This is a genomic window from Halobellus sp. Atlit-38R (assembly GCF_003665925.1).
Lineage (GTDB): Archaea > Halobacteriota > Halobacteria > Halobacteriales > Haloferacaceae > Haloquadratum > Haloquadratum inordinatus.
The window spans coordinates 1-493 of the sequence record NZ_QXIJ01000248.1 but is presented as its reverse complement, the minus strand read 5'-3'; the positions used below and the strand labels follow the sequence as shown (position 1 = coordinate 493).

2 pseudogenes are annotated in these 493 nt (G+C 54.4%); both read right to left on the bottom strand.

The window, feature by feature from the left end:
* Window positions 1-316 (bottom strand): annotated as a pseudogene (locus D3D02_RS21360) (RNA-guided endonuclease TnpB family protein); the annotation flags it as partial.
* Between the two features lie 59 nt (window positions 317-375).
* A pseudogene (locus tag D3D02_RS21355) lies at window positions 376-493 on the bottom strand (IS6 family transposase); the annotation flags it as partial.

The window sequence follows — 493 nt, the reverse complement described above, 5'->3', positions numbered from 1 at the left end:
CGGCCGTGAACGTCGGCCGGGACGTGTGTTGGCCATTCTTGAGGCGTTCGACGCCGCTTTTGGTGGCTTCGACGGCTTGGCGAATCCCCTTCTGGACGAGGTTCGCTGTCAGTTCGGTGTCTTCACGCAGTTGGTCATAGAGAGCGCGTTCAGCTTTGGCTTTCGAGAGAATGTGGTAGCCATCGTCGTCGCCGTGCCAACACCACTTGCTCGCGGTGTTGGCGCAGTATTTGAATTGCTCGACAGTCTCTCGAAGGTATGCATCCGCACCTTCGGGCGTGTCGAGTTTGATAACGGCAGTTCGACGGTGCTCCACAATATTTCACATATCTACTTGTGGTTACTTAATAATTGGGAGTTAGTGGGCGGCATTGTTCAGATTAGCTGGTTCCAGCAAACGGCAAACGATTGGAGCCACGTTTCTGCGGTTTCTGGGTCGGCGTGTCTGAAGTGGTTTGCAAAGGCGTTCGTCCGGCGTTTCAACTCCTTGAAG